Source organism: Candidatus Poriferisodalis sp., assembly GCF_965262965.1.
Classification (GTDB): domain Bacteria; phylum Actinomycetota; class Acidimicrobiia; order Acidimicrobiales; family Poriferisodalaceae; genus Poriferisodalis.
In genome coordinates this window covers 3,545,475-3,562,572 of record NZ_OZ253573.1, presented here as the reverse complement: position 1 = coordinate 3,562,572, position 17,098 = coordinate 3,545,475, and the positions used below count along the sequence as shown (strand labels likewise).

The following is a 17,098-nucleotide window of genomic DNA, read 5'->3' as shown; positions in this document are numbered from 1 at the left end:
TCAGTTTGCCTGTCGAGCTTTGATCGCTGCCGATATGCCTTCGATGAGGGGGCTGTAGTTGACCGAGATTGTCTCGAGGTCGCGCGGGAGCGGCGTGTTGTTGATGTTGTGCACGTACTGGTTCAGGTTCCGGGCCGACACGAGGCTGTACTGCTTATCCAAGTCAGTGAGGATGCTCTCGAAGCGTCTGCCCCCGGCAGTGCCGTCCTTGAGCGCGTTGATGGATCTTAGAATCCGCTTGGCGAGCTCTGTGTCGGGTGACGGTGTGCGACCGATGGCGTCGAGGTGCTCGTAGACGCTGAGTTCGATGGCGCTGCGCAGCAGAACTGCCGCCGCGTTCGGGAACTTCGAGAGGTCGAGATTCCTCAGCTCCCAGAAGATGGTCTGTGTCCGCGCATGCAACCCGTCGACTGTTACATCCCGGAACAGGCGAGGCATAGGCCGGCGATCAGGTGGGCGTGACTCGGCATCTTGGCTCGAGCCGCTGTCTTGTTCCTCGCCGCCGCTTGAGGGTTCGCCGCGCTCGGCCCTGCCCTGTTGCTCAGCAGTGCTCGAAGTGGCCTCGTCGGTCTCATCGTCTTCGAGAAGTGATGTCTGTGGGGGTTCGGGCTGTTGGCCGTGCAGGTCGGCTCCCAACAGATCGCGGATGTACTGCTCACGATCTTCCTTGCGAGCGATGTCCGTTACGGCTCGCCCCGAGGCGAGATCGGCGACGACGACGTTGAGACGTCGCACCAGGTCCGCTTCTGGCGCATCAGGAACGATCTCGCGTCCCTCGAAATGGAAGCCGACAAGATCTCGCACGATGGTTGTCTGGACCAGCCGGCCGAGATTCGTTGTGGCGTTGCGCTCGACGTAGCCGATGTTGTCCTGAACCTCCTCTTCATCGACGGCGTGGCGCTTGAGCCAGTCCAAGACGTCGATAGCTCTCGACGTTTGGGTCGGTCGCCCAACCGGACGCCAACGATGCTGGGCAGCCGGTGCCCACTGCACGGTGCCTCTGCCGTCAGCTTGTCCAGTGTGGGTTCGCTCCAGCCAATCGTCAGCGTCAGCGCGTGCAGGAACGACGTAGCACGCAACCCGATCAGGTTGCTTCCCAGGCCCGCTCACCAGTTCGGCGAATTCGCTTGCCCCTGGCCCCGGTGGCAGTAGATCGGGTTGCTGAAGCAAGCGCAGCGCGGCGAGTCTTCGGTTCCCATCAAGCACCGCGTAACGCTCGTCAGGGTTCTCCATGACGATGAATCGCAGCGCCGGGCTGAGCCCGTTGCGGTGAATGTCGAGAGCGAGATTCACGAGCAGGCTGTCATTCGTTCGTGCTTGGTCGCGGATGAGCGACCTGAGTGCCGCTTCCTGGCTCATGACTTGGCCGTGCCGCGGGTTGCGAACGTCAAGATCCAACTGGTCGACTTCAACTTCCGCGTGCTTCACAGCACCCTCCTGAATTGCAAGAGAGTACCTACGGATACTGCAGTTGCCCGCCGGTATGCCGCCGCCGTTTGGATGCGGTGGCGGCTAATGCGGCTCGCTCCGGCCGCCGCGGCCGCCGTTCTTGCGATCGATGCGCGTGATTTCCGCGGTGGCCCAGCGCAGCGACGGCGAGACTTCATCAGCAACGATCTCCACGACGTGTCGCTGCTCACCGTCAGGGGTTTCCCAACTGCGTTGCTCGAGCCGGCCGGTGACGACGACGCGATTGCCTTTTGCCACCGACTCGCTGACGTGCTCGGCGAGATCGGCCCAGCAAACGACGTTGAAGAAGCTGACTTGTTCTTCCCAGTCGTTGGTCTGGCGGTTCTGCCACCGTCGGTTCACAGCGATGCCGAGCACTGCACGGGCACGCCCGGTCTTCATGAAGCGGAGCTCGGGGTCGCGGGTCAAATTGCCCACCACGGTGATGGTGTTGTCGGACATCGCTGTCAATCCTCCCAGTGGCGGCAGTCGATCATGCGCACAGCATCATGAGCCTGCGCGCACCTGGCTCGGGAGCTCAGCATCGATTATGTGATCTTCGGCCGGTCGTCGAGGTACGGCAGGGCTGCGCATTCCCAAAGTCCTCTGCGCCCACGTGCCTCGAAGGGTTCCGCCAGGGCCTCGGGCTGATTGACACTCCAGAGCCATCCTTGAGGCGGACGTTCGGTAAACGCTGGCAGTCGAACTTCGGTCAGTGCTTTGTTCCCGCCGCGGTCCACTGTCGCGACGGATCCGTGCCGCATTGAGACGATCTCCGCGCACCACTTGAGCTTCACCGACCCGATCACGGCGCCGTAGGGCACGGGTGGCCATTCAGGGGTGTGCGACCCGAAGGGCCCGAACGTATCGAGGCAGGCGCGCAGCAGGGCGCCGCGGATCTGGTGTGGGAGCAAAGCAGGGTTGGAACCGGCGTGGATCAGAATGCGCTGTCCCCACACGTCGCGTGAAGCACGCCAGGGCAGGTTGATGAACCACTGTGTGCCGGCGATGACGAGTGATGCGTGCGGCTGGGGGAGGGTGAGCGCCTTCACGAAGCCAGCGCCATCGACCGGGCTGGCCCATCAGACTCTCGCTCGGAGCGGATTCCAGCGGAGCGCTGCTGCCGACGTTCTCGCTGGCTCTCGCCGCCCCAGAGCCCGATGAGGCTTTTCGGCTGTGCTCGAGCCCAGTCTCGGCATGCGTCGGCAACTGGGCAGGTCGCGCAGACCGCTCGGCCGAGCCCGTAGTGGTTTGAGCCTCGTTCCCCGAAGAACCACTCCGAGGGGAGCCCTCTGCACATTCCGTGGTCGACGACCTCTTTGGGCAGCGGCGGCAGGTTCGCTGCTTCGATTTCTCGGATTGCCGCCATTGCCAGCTTCGCCTTCTCATTGATCGCGATCTGCTCCACGTCGATCACAACTTCAGCCTCTGGAAGCTGGTTGTAGCTGCCGTCGGACCACTTCACGCCAGCGAGAGTAGAAATGAGCCAGCGGGCACCAGCTCGTGCGCCCGCCAGGTGATGGCCATGTTCTTGGTGCTGCCGATCAGGTTTCGAGCTGGGCGGGATCGCCGTTGTCGTCTGCGGGCTCGGTGCCCGAGATGTTCGCCGGCGGGGGAGTGGGCAAGACGGTGCGTTCTCGTTTGCAGGGCTCAGGATCAGAAGATGCGGAAGCCGCCGCATTTCTGCAGGAAGTCACGGAACTCTGTGATGTAGGCCACCATCCATTTGCCTTCGCTGTCGTCGTTGAAGCGCAGTGCCGTGCGGCCATGGTCCAGATCTGCGGTGATGGCCTCGGCGAGCGTCTTGCAGTCATCGATGTTGAGCCCGAGCCCGTCGTTCATGCCCCACGAACTCAGACGGGACTCGTCGTTCTCAGGCTCGTAGGTATCGGGTATCTCACGTTCGTCGTCGAAGAATCCGCTCGGTTCCCGCCACGGGACACAGATGCGGCCATGCATCTCAGGGGCGACCACGCCCATGTAATTGCGGAGCGCCCTCCATGCAGCGATGTTGCCCGTGAACGAAGTGGCAGATTCCTGGCGACTGGGGTGCGGCAGCAGAGCGACAGACATCTCTGGCGCCTCCGATCCTGGTTGTTGGCGATTTACTCGGCGTCGAAGTCCAACTGCAGCACATCCGTCTCAAGTCTCAGCGGCTGCCGAGTGGAAATCCACGGCGTGTTGCCCGGGTTGAAGCGGATGTAGTTGCCGTTGGTTGTCATCACTTGGAACGTGCGGCAGTCCGAGCCACCCCGATAGATGCCGTCCAGCGATGGTGCGCGACGTACGGCAATCGACTCACGGTGAGTGATCGTTTGATCAGTGGCGCTGATCGAATCGCACAGCGACATAGGTGCGAACTCGCTCACGACGTAGAAAATGGGCGTGCCGTCAAAGTTCAGCGAGTAGGTGTACCACTCGCCTTGACGGGCGGTTTCTGCCATTGACGTGTTGATCGCGTTACGTGCCGGGAAGCGATCAGGCGGCTGTGCAGGTACGACATCAAACGCTCGGGTGAGCGTGTCTTCCTGGACCTTGCGCGATTCCTTCTCGGGGGTTGTCTCTGCGAAGCCGCATCCTGTGACCAGCAGCAGAGAAACAACTGCAATCCCGATGATTTTCTTCCACATAGGTGCCTCCTAGCACTCGCGGGGATTGTCTTGCGGAAGGGAGTGCGGCAGATCCTCGGATCGCCATTGCCCCACCGTCAGTTCCTGTCGAGCAGATGCGTTGTAGTCAGCTACGAGAGTTGCGCGTTTGAGCAGCAGCCCTCGGCACTCTGTTCGCTCTCGAGAATTCATGTCGTCGGGCTCGGCTGGATACACCTGCAACTTGACGTCGAGCGCTTCGATCTGCTCGTCGAGGTCGTAGAACAGCTCATACGCCGTGGTGCGGTAATTCCCACGGTTCACGGCGACGATTTGCTCTGTCCGGCCGGCCGGTTCAGCCCAAAGTCGAGGGGCGAAGATCCCGAACAGAGGACCTCCGACCACGATCACGACTGCTGCTACTGCGATCCAGACCTTGTACTTGCGCTTCATTCGCCCTCTCCTTGTCGGCTTCTCGCATCGGCGTCGATGTGTGGCGGTTCCCAATCCCAGATGCGCGGCTTGCCGCGGGCCGGGACCGGCTCATCTAGCGGTTCGATGTCCTCGAGCAGCCACACCCAACGGCCGACCGAGTAGTCGCCGAGGCCGTCGGTGTTGAACTGCACCAGCGCATCGGTGGGCTGGCCGGTGATCGATCCGCAGATCACCTCGTTGTAGAAGTGCGGCTCCCGGGCATGGGCTTCGTCCTGGCGCTCGAGCACTTGCACGCAGCCGCGAAGCCGGGCCGTCGCCACAACGGCGCCGTAGGCCATTTCGCGCCGCAGGGCTTCCAGGTCGCTGAGCGAGCAGCAAATGCCTGGTGCGTGACCCATGATTCGACAGAGCTCAGCGATTGTTGGCTTGCGCACTCCGGCGTGAATGCCGAAGCGTGCACCTCGCATTTCCTGCGGCGCCGGCACTGAGCATGCCTCTCGGGTCTTGTGCCCACCGGCAATGAGGAAGACGTGCGGCTGCGGCAGGGTGATCACCTTCATTGCGACACCTCGGCGGCGGTCTTGATGCCCGCTTCGTCGCGTAGCTTCGTGGCCGCGTTGCGCATCAGTTCGGACAGTTCGGTGGGATCCATTTGGTCCTGCAGCGTTCCGATCTCGTCCACCAGAATTCCTGCCGACGGCCATCGTCTGTGCTGCGGCGCGAGAGCGAGCATTGCCAACATCGCGACCTGAGGCACCTCGTTCGCTCCGAGATCCATGATGCGGCCGAAAACCCGCCCTTCGATGGCGCCGTCGGATGAGCGCTCCCGCTCGTCGACCACGTTGCCGAGCACGGTCGCTGCCACGGCCAACGCCTCGGTGTCGTGTGTGAAACGGAGCGCCTTGAAGCGGCCGACCACGATTTGGTTGACAAGCGGTGCGTTGAGCCGGCTCATGCGGTGTTGATCCCAGTCGCTGCTGTCTCGTTGGCGACGAGTCCTCGCAGCCTGAACGCCGTTTGTCGCAGACGCATCGAGAGTGACCGGTGCGTCATTGTCTGCTGCAGCCGATCCACCGCATCTGTGAGCGTCCCCAGCGGAGGCCAATCGCCTTCGTCGTAAACGAGGACTGCGAGCATCGCCACGCGGGGCTGCTCTCCTCGCAGGCAATCGAGAATCTGGCAGCTGAGCGGAGTCTCAGGCAGTCTCAGTTGGAAGCGTTCGGCACGGTTGTCTGCGATGACTCCGAGGGCAGTCGCCGCCACGCGCAAGTCCTCGATGGTGTGCTTTGCTCGCAGCTCCGCCAGACGCACGACGGAAATCGTGGCCCTGCCGCATCTGGTGGGGATCGAGGAATCCAAGGCGTCCGCCGGCCAGTCCTCGGGCCCGTAAGTCGGGAGCCCACGTTCTTTCGTGATGCGCCGGCATTCGCGCACAGCATCGTCTCCCATGCACATCCAAGCCTCCGGGCCGCTGTCCAAGGCGAAGCGTTGGCGCCGCGAGGTGGTGCTGCCGCATGCGGCACACGGTTCGGGTTTGGCAGGCGATTCCGGCACGGGCCGAATGTAAGAACCGCCATCACCTGGCAACCCAGATCGGCGCGCCGGCGTGGCCGGGATGATGGCTTCATGGCAACAACAACCCAGGCTCAAATCGCCGACGACTGTGCTTGTCGCAGCCGACAAGCCGTCCTGGTACGTCGTCACAGTCCTGCCGAGCGACGGAGTGGCTCAGCGCCACTCGACCTACGAGGCCGCTCGCCGCAATTGCAGCTTCACTGAGTGAACGCCAGCGGCGTGATGTGTGCCCACCAGGTGAACCGGTGGCAATCCTCTCGACTTCCGACGGGAGCAGTTGATGTCTGAGAGCGGAGCGCGATGAGACCCCAGAAGTCGTTGGCCTCTGTCGTGATGATCTGCCGGGCACCCACCGAGGATGACCGCCGCCGAGTCCTGGTCACCTCGGTCGACACCAGCCGGCCCGCCGTTGCGATCGTGTACGAAGATGGCCACATCGCACTTGCAGCCGAGCTGACCGATTTCGTGAATGTGCGTCCCGGCGAAGTCGAACCGCCGGTGTGATGGCGGACTCGCGACGAGACTCGCGACCGACGGGAGTGCGCCGCTGCACCGAAGCGAACTGTGATCTGCCCGTCTTCCCCACCGGTCTCACTGACCTGACAACGCGCCACCGATTCTGTGTCCGTCACGTCTGCCGGTTCGGCGACTGCGATGAACGGAACCTCGGCGGCGCGGCCGACTGGGTGTGCAGAGAGCATCTGGCGGCGTGGCAGGCCGACCGGCGAATGGCAGCGGCTCGTTTCGAGTCGCTCTACGCCGATCAGATCTTTGAGCGACCGCCGCGTCGAGGTCGCACGGGCCGCCCGCCAACAAGAAACCGAGTGGCTCCCGGCGGCCATTGATGAGAGCCACGGGCATGCGTGGCCTGGATCAAGCGGCGGTTATGTGCTGGTTAGGTCCGGGTCTTCGTCGGGAGCGGTCGGCGGCTGGTTCGCCCGAGAGCGGGACGTTCGCCAGTCCTGCACAGCCCGCTCGGCGACTGTCGAAGCCACAACGAACGGCCACTGGTCGTCATCTCCCAGGCACACATCGTCGTCTCCTCCCAGGCTCGGAGGCGGGTACTGGAGCAACGTGCCCGCGTACACCGCCGCATAGAGGAGGTTTTCGCCCAAGGTCTCGATCAGTTTCTTGGGCGACATCTCGGCCTCGCCACTCACGGCGCTGTCCGCTGCGACATCCAGCCGAGTATGACAACCGATTCCCGAGCCCTGCCCCTATGCCATCGAAGCGGGCCGAGGCCGGGCCCGTGTTGTGTGCCAGCCGCTCACTTCGGATTCGGTGATCACGGAATCTTTGATCTCTTCGCCGTGCTGCAAGCTGACCCTGCGCCTGACCTCGGTGTTGTCCAAGATGGTGCCGTTGCCGACATCGCAGGCCCCGTCCAAGCAGCTCTTGTTGCGCATCTCGGCGCCGTCGGACAGCGTGGCGAATTGACGCACGGTGCTCTCCCCTGAAACCTTGCTGCCTCGGAGGACTTTCGCTCGGTCCATGAGAATGCACTTCTCGATCACGACGCTGCCGTCGCGGACCTCGCTGGTGCGTCCGAGGCTGTTGTCGAAAGTGCTGCCCCCGGTGATCTGGGTGTCGTCGGAAAGGATGCTGCCCCGGGCTGTGCTGGCCTCGATAAGGCAGTGATGGTTGAGATTGCACTTTTCGACTGTCGACCCGGCGACGACACGGCATTCGTTCATCAGCTCGCTCGCTTCGACGGTGCTGCCGCTTCTGATCTCGCAAGCGCCTGATGCTTGGCTGTCGATCATCGTGCTGCGGCCGGCGAGAGTGCTGCCGCGCTCCAGCCGCGACCCGTCCATGGTGCTCCCGGAACGCACTTCGCTGCCGTTGGCGACGAGGCTGCCGTTGAGCACCTTGCTGTCGTTGAGCACGCGGCTGTTCTCGTCCACCCAACTGTCGGTCGAGACGATGCAACCCGGCTCGACAAGGCCGCCTTGGTCGCCGGCCTGGACGTCGAACTCCGGCAGGTCGCGTGCAGCCACGATCTCAAGGAGGTACGTGTCATTCTCCGACTCGACCAGATTGTGGCATTCAACCTCGGCCTGGGCTGCCTCATCCAACTGTGATGTCTCGCTCTGCGCAGCGGCCAGGGCCGTCCGGGTCGCCGTTGCTGACCGGGCTGCCTGCCCCTCCGCAGATTCGCCGCCGCCCGCCGAGTGCGCATAGCAGAGCCCCGACGGGTCGGTGGTTGTGTTCTCGCATTGACGTGAACCGCCTCCCACCTTGTGGCTGCACCGCACTGCGGTGGCGTTGCTGGATCTGCGTGCCATGCGGGCACCTCTCATTCAGTCGGCGAAGGGGAGAATGCCGAACTCGGTATCCGATCAGCTCAGATGTTCAGCGGTCCTGACGTTCCGCACTTCGGACAGCTCTCATCACCGCCGTACAGCACCAGATCGGCGCAGTAATCGCAGCCGGGAGTGTTGAGCGTGGGTGAGACGGCGGGCGCGTCCGCCACTGTTGGGCCACCGGCAGACTCAGCCGCCAGCGCCGCTACGGCGACGGTGCCTTCGGCTTCTTGCTCGAGTTGGGCTCTTGCTTCGGTCAGCTTTTCGATCAGTCGGACGATCTGGGAATGGTCGAGATCAGCCCCAGGCTCCCATCCCCATGAGCCACGACGCCCGACCAGAATGTGTATCTCCCCGAGCGCCGGCGGTCCCAACTGGACGAAATTCTCGTCACATTCGCCGCCACCGTGGATCTCGCACTTCTGGGCAGCCGATGGATCAGGACAGATCTTGTCCGCGAGCCAACTGATTTCCGAGCGTTGCCCAATCTCAATCGTCGACATGACTGTCCTCTCACGAGCGGATGTTCTGGGTAGGGCCGAGAGTAGGAGCTTGCACCTGGACGACAAATGGGCTCACGCGCCTCGCCCTGGGCCGGGGCTGGGGATCGATTCACGAATCTGCCGGGGCTTCTGCACAACGGTGCTCGGCTCGTTCGCGTCCCGCTGCGGTGCGTGCCTCGAGGGCTCCTTGGGAGTCGCCGAGGTTGAACCGGTGGCGTTTCCCGAGCCAGCCGCAATGGCTGCACGGACCAGCTTGGACTACGCAGTCAAGATCTCGGCCCCGCCGTCTCTGAGGCTTCGGAGGGCCGCTGTCGCTCATGCGCCGATCATCGTGATGCGAGCCTCAGTGCGGCAGGCGCCACAGAGGATGCTCGCTGGAAGGCCAAGTGTCGCACAGCGGACCTCCGCATCCGCCTGAGGCCCCCTGCACCCGCTCGCTTCACCCCAGCGGGCCGACGCCGATCATGCAAGTTGCAAGCGGCAGTGCAACCTGTCCTGCGAGCAGGTGCCGCGGTATCGCCTTCGATACTTCAAAGCGTTTGAGACTTACTGATTGCGCATTTTGGGTTTCAAAGTATTGCAAAGCGGCATGCCTCCAGGCTCGCCCAACTGCGCATCGGCAGAGGTCGATCAGCCGGGTCGTGCCAGCGCGACAGCCGCGACCCAGACCCGCGACCAGAGTTCGTTCTTCTCGGCAGTGAGCATGAGCCCGCAGCGGGCAAAATCCAGCGGCAGGTGCGCTTCTTGCATCTGTCGCCAGCCGCTGGGGCCTTCGGCCGTGTCCCAGTCAGCATCGGCCGGGATGGGCAGACGCAGATAGCCGCGCCCGTCGACCGGCACGACCCTTCGCTGGCGGCCGCACGTGTCGCCGGGGGATGCCATCTGCGGGCCGTGGTACGGGCACCGCAGTTCCTGACGTGCCGGCGGCTCGTCAGGCGGGAGGTGCTCCGCGAGACCCGGCAGCATCGGATCGGGGTTGTGCTTCACACCCCGCGAGCCTGAGCGGCGGGGCACCTGGCACTGCCGCCGTTGTCCTGTCGGCTCATTGGCTTGCCGTGGTCAATCCGATCCCGACGGCAACGACTCTTGCGGCTCCCACAGAGTCGCGCTCCAAGCTGAGCCCATCACCGCCATGGAGGCGCCGTTCCACGCACTTGGCGCCGGCGCGTGCGGCGCTGAGGATTGCTTCGGCTTCGCTGCGGAAACCACGACGTGATCGTGAGCGGCGGGTGGTCTCCCTCTGATCGTGCGGCGTGCCCACCCAATGCCATCCTTCGTAGGAGTACCGGCCTTCGTAATAGACCTGCACGTCCCATCCGTCGCTCAGCGGCGGTATCCGGAAGTCAGCGTTGCGGCGACGGTTGTGCATCACGAGGCAACGACCAGATTCGCCTCGTCCGACGGTGCGTCGCGCCGGATCTTGCCCGAGTCAGTGACACGGCCGGCGAGAGTCGCCGTTCCTCGAGTCACCCTGGCTCTGGCAACGACCTCGTGGTTCGAGAGCCAGACGCTCGAACGCAAGCACTGGAAGCTCGGGTGCGGATGCTCGATGGGGCGGAACCTCAGCACGCTGCGGCAGTAGCACTGCAACTCGCCGAAGTGCACCATCAGCCCGTTCCAGCCGTGCTCAACGTCGGCCTCGTCGACGATGAGCTGGCGGCTGAACCTCTAAAACGCGAAGAGCCGAAAAACTTCGTGTACTTAGAGGCCGCGCGGATTGGCCATCCACGGGTTGGCTGGTTCCCCGGTGTATTGGTCGGGTTGTCCGAACAAGACAACCCGTGGAGGCCGGTTTCATCATGCGCGCTTTGGAGCCTGAGGTGGTGGATGTGATCTGGGCGGCGGTGGAGCCGATGCTGCCGGTGCGGCCGGTTCGTGACCTTGGCAGGGGGCATCGGCCCCGGATATCGGACCGGCTGTGCTTTTGGGGGATCCTGGTGCGGCTGGCCACGGGCTGCTCGTGGCAGTGCGCGGAGGCGCTGCTGGGATGGCAGGTGTCGGACACGACGCTGCGGTCGCGCCGCGACGAGTGGGTCGCTGCGGGCGTGTTCGAGCGGATCGCGGCCGAAGCGATCGCCGCCTATGACCGGATCGTGGGTCTCGACCTCGATGACGTGTGCATCGACGGGTCCACCCACAAAGCTCCCTGCGGTGGGGAAGGGACCGGCAAAAGCCCCGTTGACCGGCGCAAATCAGGCTGGAAGTGGTCGATCGCGATCGACGGGGCGGGGATCCCGCTCGGGTGGGCCGCCGCGGGCGCGAACCGCAACGACATCATGCTGTTCGACCCGACCGTGGCCGAGATCGAACGGCGGGGGCTGCATCACGACACCGAGACCTTGCACCTCGACCGCGGCTACTGGGGCGCCCGCGTCGACCGGTCAGCCGCCGCGGCGGGCATCTGCGATCTGGTGCGGCCCCCCAAACGCAGACCCGGCCACGACGGCCCCGCAGAACCGGTCACAGCGCCGCTGGGGCTGCGCTGGCGCGTCGAGCGCACCAACTCATGGCTGTCCAACTACGGCCAGCTTCGACGAAACACCGACCGCAAACCCGAGCACCGCCTCGCCCAACTCGCCCTCGCCGTCGCCTTGATCATCACCATCAAACTCATCGACCACCGCAACCGCTGGCAACCCCACAACCGCCCAATCCGCTAACGCTCTTAGCAGGTGCGAACTTCAGCGGCGACGCTGTCACGTCGCCTCGCGCTGTCGGCTCGGCGTCAGCCACGGTGAGCGCCGGTCGCGGCTCGGCAAGGGCCTCGATTGCGGACTCGACGATCGCCTCGACGTCGGCTCGCGACATTCCCGGCGCGGCAGCGACCGGCGTCGCCGTCTCAGCGGTCGCCGCCGACGTCTGGGTGCCATCGCCCGCGCGGCCATCGTCGCCGCTGCACGCAGCGGCCATGATGATCACCACGACGACAGCGGATGCTGTCAACTTGCGAAACAAGAGCTTCCCTCCTCGCTGGGGCTCGGTGCCCTCCCGGATCGGGCCCACACCGCAGACATCACCGCGAGCGTGCCCACCGGGGCCGAACCGCACTCGGCCCCAACCCCCGACTGAGGATCACGGCCGCGGCCCACGGCGCACCAGATCAGCGGCCGAGCCGAAGCGCTGCGATGTGGCTGCGCCGGTCGGGCCTGCTTAGGCGCCGCCGACTCTCGATTCGCCCTTAGTGACCTCGGCTGAGCCAGCGATAATCTCGCCGTTGTAAATCCGATTTCCGTCGCTGTCGCGGAACAGCGTGCTGCCAGCAGTCTGGCCTGACCAGATGCCTGAGTCATGAAGGGGCCAGGCGATGGGGTCGGCTAGGAACAACTTGTATTTGGCGACGTTGCCTGGGCGCGATCTCTGGTTGTCGACCTCGTCGAGATCGTCGTTGCCGCTCAGATAGACGTAAAGATAGCCGGATACATCGGCATCTATGGCTTGCTGAACGGTGATGCCACTGGGCAGATCGAAGTCGCCGTCAAATTCGTTGTTCTCCCCGAGGAACTTCTCGAGGTAGTCGAGGTCGTCGATGAGATTGAGCGAGCTGATCGTGTTGTCGCTCACATCCAGCCACTTAAGGCGGGTGAGGGCGGACACGTTGAGAGCGTTGCCGTCGATGCTGTTGTTGCTCAAGTCCAGACGTTCAAGCGCTGTCAGGGATCCCAAGTTAATGTCGTCGATCCTGTTGTCCTGCAAGTACAGATTCTTGAGCGACGTCAGGGCGGACAAGTTGATCGTGTTCGTACCAGACAGATTGTTGCCGCTCAAATCCAAATATGGGAGCGCAGTAAGGCTTGCAAGCGGTGAGAGGTCGTTGGATTCAAGGCTGTTTCCGCTCAGATTCAAGTATGTGAGATCGGTGGCGGCGTAAATGCCACCGATACTTCCGATGCCCCTATTACGGGCATCGAGGCGGGTAAGGGTCGCCATGTCGCCCTCAGTGATGTCAGCTAGAGAATCGGTGCCCCGGCCCAACGCCTCATCAACCGCGGCCCGAAAATTGAGACTGTTAAAGACGACCACGTCATCCGGCGCCGCCGCTGCGGGCCCGGCGACCGTCGCAACCGCAAACAGGAGCAGCGCTACCCCTCCCCCCCCCAATACGCAACCACTTTCTCATGGCGAACCCTCTCCTAGGACCGGGCAACGAGCTGAGGTGCCCATCGACCACAGACGACACATTATCAATGTCAATCATACTTAGATGAGTACTATCTCGATGTCCGAGGGGTGAGCGGTCGCAAGCGGCCGTTGAGCGGGCACGACAGCGGTGGCGGTGGGTCTCGTTGTGCCGGCTGGGGCACTCGCGTGCGCGATGAGCGATGACGAACTGGATCATCGGTGCGCTGCGGCGCCCAATGGGAAGCGACGGTCAGAACAGCGTCGTGTCCTCACCCGACATCGCCCGAGCGTAAGCGGCCAGCGCGCTGGGTGCGTCGCGGTGCGCGGCGCTCGGCACCGGCTCAGCATTGGGCAGCCCATCGGCGAAGGACCAACTGAGGCGGTGGAGCGCGCACGGGCCGTGCGTCGCCAACGCCGCACGGTGCACAGGGGCCGGGTAGCCCTTGTTCGACTCAAATCCGTAGGGCACGAAGTCGGCCGCCAACCCCGCCATGATCCGGTCGCGTACCACCTTCGCCATGATCGACGCCGCTGCGATCGACAAGCAGCGCCGGTCGCCTTGGGTGATCGCAGTGCTGGGACGCCAGTCGACGAAATTCCACTTGCCGTCGACCAGCACACGGTCGGGCTCAGCGTCGAGCGCATCGAGGGCTCGGCGTGTTGCGAGCCGCAACGCTTCGGACATGCCCAGTTCGTCGCACTCGGCCGAGGTGGCGTGGCCGACCGACCACGCCCGCGCCCAGCCGTCAATGCGTTCGAAGAGCTGCTCGCGAATCGCGGGTCGAAGCTCCTTGGAGTCCCGGATGCCGTTGACGCGCCCGCTCGTGCCGATCACGACAGCACCGACCGTCAGCGGCCCGGCCCACGCGCCGCGGCCGACTTCGTCAACGCCGACGACCGTTGCCTCGCCCGCCTCCCAGCATCGCCGCTCGACTGCGAGGCTCGGCCGGGCACCCCCATGCGCCCCCTGCCTCACCCCGTCGAACCTAGTTCCCTGCCGAACTCGTGGCGACGGAATGCCGAAACGCCAACCACCACCGGCGTCAACGGCGGATCGGCCCCAGCACGCCGGGGCGACGAGCCCTCGTGCTGTATATAGTGCTGTATGTCGGCGACTCGAACGCAGGTCTACCTCACCGAAGAGCAGCGTCGCCGCATCGACGAACTCGCTGATGTCGAAGGCGTCACACTGGCTGAAGTCGTACGGAGGGCGCTCGACGCCTACCTGTCCTCATATTCCCCCGATGCCGTCGACACTCTCGCGCGTACATTCGGCCAGGTGACCGACATTGAGGTCCCGTCGAGAGACGAATGGCAGCGTGGCTGATCTGCTTGTCGACACCGACATCTTCATCGACCATCTGCGAGGAGCACGCGAGCTGCAGCCAAGTCGGCACCGCCTCCACTACTCGGTGGTCACGCGAGCCGAGCTCTTCGCGGGAACGACTGCGACAGCCTTTGTGTCTGAACTGCTCTCGCCATGGCGCGAACTCGCAGTGGACCGCGCCGTGGCCGAGCGAGCCGGCCGGATTCGCCGTGAATCGGGTGTGCGGCTGCCCGATGCCCTGATTGCCGCGACCGCTCTTGAGCATCGCCTCGGGCTCGTGACTCGCAATCACGGCGATTTCGGGCGCATTCGAGGGCTTCGATTGCGCTCAGCAGTCTGAAACTCACTTCGGATGCGTCCCGCCACCGATCACTCGGCGGGCGCCGGGACAGGCGCGAGCAGCGCCTCACCGCTCCATTCCGTAGCGGCGAACGCCGGATCCAGGCCCGGAACAGTCATCGACGGGGCGGCGCCGGCGGGATCGTGCGGCACCACGTCCCACAGCAGCGCCGGACGCTCACCGTGCCATCGAATGGCCCACGACACCTTGCCGATGCGGGTCGGCACATCGTGCACCTCGACAGGCTGGCCGAGCCATGACGCCGGCCAATGGGCCGCAATCCGCAGCGATGGATGGCCGCCTGCCGCATGGTGGCCGCCATCGTCGGGCACATCCGCCAACAAGCGCAACAGCGTGCGCACGAACAGGCCCCCGACGCGCAAATCGTGACCTGCGCCGTCGGTGCCCGTGTGCAGCTGTGGATGCATGAACGTCGGCCAGTTCAGGGTCGACGACGCCACCGACACCATCGCATCCAGTCGTCGGTATGCCCGAGCCGGTGCTGGACGCGCCTCCGCAAACGCCAGCAGCGCGGTCGCCATCATGTCGCAGCCGCGCGAACCATCGGCATCGACGACAAGCTGCGCGGGCTCCAGATCGGGTGCTTCGGGCATCACGAATGGCGGGGTTGGCGCCCAGGGCACCGCGGCGTGAACCCACAGCGCTCCGTCGCACTGTTCCCACCGAAGGCGTCGGTCCTCGTCGAGAGCGTTCGGCGCGTCGGCGAGCGTTTCCCACCGCAGTCGCCCCCAGCTGTCGAGATAGAACCGTTCAGCGCTTGCCGGAACGCCAGGATCGACTCGGCATTGCTGGGGCAGCGACATTGCGGCGCTGCGAAGCTCACGAGCAGCACGATCAGCCTTCAAGCGTCGCAACATGCGGTAGTCAGCGCGCAGGCCTTCTCGAATCGCCCATGGCGCCTCGGTGCGGCCATCTTGTGTCAGCAGCCAGCGTGCGGCCGACGTGGCGAACTCCCCCAGCGCCTCGGCCAGGGCCGGGTCTGGGTGCAGCGACAGAAGATGCTCCGCGAGAATCGATGTCGAGCCCGTCACCGGCAGACCGAGACTGGTTGTGCAGCCCTTCCCATCCTGGGTTTGGGCCTGCCAGATCGCCAGGTCTCGGATGGCATCGGAGTCGCCGGACTCGACCATTCCGAGCAGCTGCACCAGGTCGTCGCCCTCGGCTTGGTCCTCGATCTCCGGCGGCAGCGTGAGCATCGTGCCCTTTGTGCCCCTCGTGCCCGACCGCTCATCGATGGCGCGGGTTCCCAGCAGCAGCGACGCACGTGTCGCAAGCGCGGCCTCGGCCAGTCGACCCGAGGGCAACACCAGACGCGTCGCAGCGTCGATGCGAAGACGCCAGCCATTGGCGACCCGCTCGGCGGGAGGCAGCGTGGCGAACGCATCCGCTGCGGGCGGCATCACAGCGTCGGCAACCCGCACCGTGCGCGCCGCCCGAGACAGCATCGCCATGCGCAGCGTCGAACCGGCCACCAAAGGGAACACCGCCGCGGCGTTGGCGAGGCCCCCCTCGCATTCCACCGACACCGACTGCTCGCGCGCCGAACCCACTGCGTCATCGGCCTGCACCTCGGCGGCTGCGCCGCGAATGGCGACGCTCACGTCGGCCGTTGGCGCGCTCGTTGATGCCTCGGCTGCGGCGATGAGCTTGTCGGCACAGTCGGTGCCGCCGGCGCCGCTGACGACATCGCCTGGAAGCCGGTCGAACAACACTGTGCGCTCCCACCCTGAGGAGACGGTGAGCGTCTGTGCGTCCACTTCGAGGGCGGTGATGCGTCCCCCGTTGTTGAATCCGTCGCCGCCGACGTGCTGCTCGCTGGCGCTCAGACCGAACGGGCGGGCGGCGAGCGCCACGGCGATCGGGCCCGCCGTGCCATTCGTGATCTCGACGACGACGGCCTCGAGCGCGTCGCCGACCGAGCTCCCAGCGCGGGCAGCGGCGACTCGATGGATCACGTCGCCGCCACCGACCCTCAGCAATGTCTCGACCACCGGCATGCTGTCGATCAGGCGCTGACGCACGTTCGCCGAACGCGACGGGAAGATCCACTCGTCGCCCGCCCGTACCCACCAGTCGATCGACCAGCGTCCGACGCCGGGCATGACCATTCCGCGAGGGTCCACAGCGGTCCGCTCGCCGCTTTCTGGGAGCCCGATCAGGGTCCAGGTGCGGCCAATCGTGTTGGTGAGAACGCTGGCCGTGAACTCTTCATCGCCGACCTGCCGCCTGTAGTGGCTGCGCTGCGGCGCGTAGGCGGTCGAATTGGGATCGCGCTGGCGCTCAGCCCACCACGGTTGGACCCAGCCTTCGGGCGGCTCGGTCGGATCGGGAGGCCGCCACTGCGGGCGCTTCGGGCGGAATCGCAAGATCACGTCGTTGTCCTAGCAGCCTGTGGCGCCTGTTCCCCAACCGGCGCCGGTCGGCAGCGCCTGGCCGCG

At 64.9% G+C, this 17,098-nt stretch carries 24 protein-coding genes; 4 read left to right on the top strand and 20 right to left on the bottom strand.

Features of this window, described 5'->3' with window-relative positions; all coding sequences use genetic code 11:
- The 10 genes from ACQY5K_RS17005 to ACQY5K_RS16960 all read right to left on the bottom strand — a co-directional run bounded on the left by ACQY5K_RS17005 (window position 1) and on the right by ACQY5K_RS16960 (window position 6,026).
- Window positions 1–1,428: a ParB N-terminal domain-containing protein gene (locus tag ACQY5K_RS17005; protein ID WP_428117750.1), complete on the bottom strand. Its 1,428-nt coding sequence runs from the start codon at window positions 1,426–1,428 to the stop codon at window positions 1–3.
- A gap of 84 nt (window positions 1,429–1,512) precedes the next feature.
- Window positions 1,513–1,911, bottom strand: coding sequence for a single-stranded DNA-binding protein (gene ssb, locus ACQY5K_RS17000; protein WP_428117747.1), 399 nt, complete (start codon window positions 1,909–1,911; stop codon window positions 1,513–1,515).
- Window positions 1,912–1,997: 86 nt separating this feature from the next.
- Window positions 1,998–2,501, bottom strand: coding sequence for a hypothetical protein (locus tag ACQY5K_RS16995; protein WP_428117745.1), 504 nt, complete (start codon window positions 2,499–2,501; stop codon window positions 1,998–2,000).
- Entirely contained in the window at window positions 2,498–2,914 is a 417-nt protein-coding gene (locus tag ACQY5K_RS16990) for a WhiB family transcriptional regulator (protein WP_428117742.1), read from the bottom strand. Before ACQY5K_RS16990 ends, ACQY5K_RS16995 begins: the two co-directional genes overlap by 4 nt.
- A 191-nt stretch (window positions 2,915–3,105) precedes the next feature.
- Window positions 3,106–3,522, bottom strand: a complete 417-nt coding sequence (locus ACQY5K_RS16985; protein ID WP_428117739.1) for a hypothetical protein — start codon at window positions 3,520–3,522, stop codon at window positions 3,106–3,108.
- Window positions 3,523–3,554: 32 nt separating this feature from the next.
- Window positions 3,555–4,079, bottom strand: coding sequence for a hypothetical protein (locus ACQY5K_RS16980; RefSeq protein WP_428117737.1), 525 nt, complete (start codon window positions 4,077–4,079; stop codon window positions 3,555–3,557).
- A 9-nt stretch (window positions 4,080–4,088) separates the two neighbouring features.
- Window positions 4,089–4,490: a hypothetical protein gene (locus ACQY5K_RS16975; RefSeq protein ID WP_428117734.1), complete on the bottom strand. Its 402-nt coding sequence runs from the start codon at window positions 4,488–4,490 to the stop codon at window positions 4,089–4,091.
- Window positions 4,487–5,032: a hypothetical protein gene (locus ACQY5K_RS16970; protein ID WP_428117733.1), complete on the bottom strand. Its 546-nt coding sequence runs from the start codon at window positions 5,030–5,032 to the stop codon at window positions 4,487–4,489. Before ACQY5K_RS16970 ends, ACQY5K_RS16975 begins: the two co-directional genes overlap by 4 nt.
- Window positions 5,029–5,427, bottom strand: a complete 399-nt coding sequence (locus ACQY5K_RS16965; RefSeq protein ID WP_428117730.1) for a hypothetical protein — start codon at window positions 5,425–5,427, stop codon at window positions 5,029–5,031. Before ACQY5K_RS16965 ends, ACQY5K_RS16970 begins: the two co-directional genes overlap by 4 nt.
- Window positions 5,424–6,026 (bottom strand): hypothetical protein, encoded by a 603-nt coding sequence (locus tag ACQY5K_RS16960; RefSeq protein ID WP_428117728.1) that lies wholly within the window; start codon window positions 6,024–6,026, stop codon window positions 5,424–5,426. Before ACQY5K_RS16960 ends, ACQY5K_RS16965 begins: the two co-directional genes overlap by 4 nt.
- Before the next feature lie 321 nt (window positions 6,027–6,347).
- Between ACQY5K_RS16960 and ACQY5K_RS16955 the strand changes: the two genes are divergently transcribed.
- On the top strand, window positions 6,348–6,551 hold the full coding sequence (locus ACQY5K_RS16955; protein ID WP_428117726.1) for a hypothetical protein: 204 nt from the start codon (window positions 6,348–6,350) through the stop codon (window positions 6,549–6,551).
- Between the two features lie 380 nt (window positions 6,552–6,931).
- Here ACQY5K_RS16955 and ACQY5K_RS16950 read toward each other — a convergent pair whose 3' ends face one another.
- The 6 genes from ACQY5K_RS16950 to ACQY5K_RS16925 all read right to left on the bottom strand — a co-directional run bounded on the left by ACQY5K_RS16950 (window position 6,932) and on the right by ACQY5K_RS16925 (window position 10,461).
- A complete protein-coding gene (locus ACQY5K_RS16950; RefSeq protein ID WP_428117724.1) occupies window positions 6,932–7,207 on the bottom strand; it encodes a hypothetical protein in 276 nt (91 codons plus the stop codon).
- Between the two features lie 57 nt (window positions 7,208–7,264).
- Window positions 7,265–8,332 (bottom strand): hypothetical protein, encoded by a 1,068-nt coding sequence (locus ACQY5K_RS16945; protein ID WP_428117722.1) that lies wholly within the window; start codon window positions 8,330–8,332, stop codon window positions 7,265–7,267.
- 59 nt (window positions 8,333–8,391) lie between these two features.
- Window positions 8,392–8,853 carry a hypothetical protein gene (locus ACQY5K_RS16940; RefSeq protein ID WP_428117719.1) on the bottom strand — a complete coding sequence of 154 codons (462 nt, stop codon included), beginning with the start codon at window positions 8,851–8,853 and terminating at the stop codon, window positions 8,392–8,394.
- Between the two features lie 630 nt (window positions 8,854–9,483).
- A complete protein-coding gene (locus ACQY5K_RS16935; RefSeq protein WP_428117717.1) occupies window positions 9,484–9,840 on the bottom strand; it encodes a hypothetical protein in 357 nt (118 codons plus the stop codon).
- 55 nt (window positions 9,841–9,895) lie between these two features.
- Complete coding sequence (locus tag ACQY5K_RS16930; RefSeq protein ID WP_428117715.1) at window positions 9,896–10,225, bottom strand: hypothetical protein; 330 nt, start codon at window positions 10,223–10,225, stop codon at window positions 9,896–9,898.
- On the bottom strand, window positions 10,222–10,461 hold the full coding sequence (locus tag ACQY5K_RS16925) for a hypothetical protein (RefSeq protein WP_428117713.1): 240 nt from the start codon (window positions 10,459–10,461) through the stop codon (window positions 10,222–10,224). The genes ACQY5K_RS16930 and ACQY5K_RS16925 overlap by 4 nt, the downstream gene beginning before the upstream one ends.
- 173 nt (window positions 10,462–10,634) lie before the next feature.
- Between ACQY5K_RS16925 and ACQY5K_RS16920 the strand changes: the two genes are divergently transcribed.
- The gene (locus ACQY5K_RS16920; RefSeq protein ID WP_428117710.1) at window positions 10,635–11,513 is read left to right on the top strand and encodes an IS5 family transposase; all 879 of its coding nucleotides are present in this window, start codon (window positions 10,635–10,637) and stop codon (window positions 11,511–11,513) included.
- Here the strand turns inward: ACQY5K_RS16920 and ACQY5K_RS16915 are convergent.
- From ACQY5K_RS16915 to ACQY5K_RS16905, 3 genes are all read right to left on the bottom strand, one after another.
- Entirely contained in the window at window positions 11,464–11,808 is a 345-nt protein-coding gene (locus ACQY5K_RS16915; protein WP_428117708.1) for a hypothetical protein, read from the bottom strand. The genes ACQY5K_RS16920 and ACQY5K_RS16915 overlap by 50 nt on opposite strands.
- A 195-nt stretch (window positions 11,809–12,003) precedes the next feature.
- Window positions 12,004–12,951, bottom strand: coding sequence for a leucine-rich repeat domain-containing protein (locus ACQY5K_RS16910; RefSeq protein WP_428117705.1), 948 nt, complete (start codon window positions 12,949–12,951; stop codon window positions 12,004–12,006).
- Between the two features lie 271 nt (window positions 12,952–13,222).
- Window positions 13,223–13,948: a ribonuclease HII gene (locus tag ACQY5K_RS16905; RefSeq protein ID WP_428117701.1), complete on the bottom strand. Its 726-nt coding sequence runs from the start codon at window positions 13,946–13,948 to the stop codon at window positions 13,223–13,225.
- Between the two features lie 129 nt (window positions 13,949–14,077).
- On the opposite strand from ACQY5K_RS16905, the gene ACQY5K_RS16900 reads away from it, so the two are divergent.
- Both ACQY5K_RS16900 and ACQY5K_RS16895 read left to right on the top strand, forming a co-directional pair.
- Window positions 14,078–14,299 (top strand): CopG family transcriptional regulator, encoded by a 222-nt coding sequence (locus ACQY5K_RS16900; RefSeq protein ID WP_428117698.1) that lies wholly within the window; start codon window positions 14,078–14,080, stop codon window positions 14,297–14,299.
- The gene (locus ACQY5K_RS16895; RefSeq protein WP_428117696.1) at window positions 14,292–14,639 is read left to right on the top strand and encodes a type II toxin-antitoxin system VapC family toxin; all 348 of its coding nucleotides are present in this window, start codon (window positions 14,292–14,294) and stop codon (window positions 14,637–14,639) included. Before ACQY5K_RS16900 ends, ACQY5K_RS16895 begins: the two co-directional genes overlap by 8 nt.
- A 29-nt stretch (window positions 14,640–14,668) precedes the next feature.
- On the opposite strand, the gene ACQY5K_RS16890 is transcribed toward ACQY5K_RS16895, so the two are convergent.
- Window positions 14,669–17,032, bottom strand: a complete 2,364-nt coding sequence (locus tag ACQY5K_RS16890; RefSeq protein WP_428117693.1) for a hypothetical protein — start codon at window positions 17,030–17,032, stop codon at window positions 14,669–14,671.
- Window positions 17,033–17,098 lie beyond the last annotated feature (66 nt).